The following is a 263-nucleotide window of genomic DNA, read 5'->3' as shown; positions in this document are numbered from 1 at the left end:
GAGCAGCGCCGCCGCGCGGCCCCGGCCGGCTTGGGACGTGCCCGTTCGCCTCCCACGCTCTCCGACCGCGGTCGCCCTCGCCACGGCCCTCGGGGAGATCGCCCTCGCGGCGGCGCTGCTCCATGCCCGCGTGGGTCCCGTCGTCGTCCTCGCCGGGCATGTCGGCCTGTGCCTGATCCTCAGCCTGCGCACCCTGCCGGACGCACAGCCTCCGGGCGACGCGGCGCGGCTGGCTCACCTCACCCTCTGGACCTTCATCGGCG

Annotated in this window: 1 protein-coding gene; it reads left to right on the top strand. The window is 76.8% G+C overall.

Translation table 11 applies throughout. The annotated features are described in order from the left end of the window. Positions 1-37: 37 nt before the first annotated feature. The coding region (locus AC0IY1_RS25395; RefSeq protein ID WP_471773350.1) for a hypothetical protein at positions 38-263 on the top strand (226 nt) is incomplete at its 3' end.

The organism is Methylobacterium sp. AC690, from assembly GCF_979256535.1.
The sequence above is the reverse complement of the archived record's forward strand: the minus strand, read 5'-3'. Positions and strand labels throughout refer to the sequence as shown.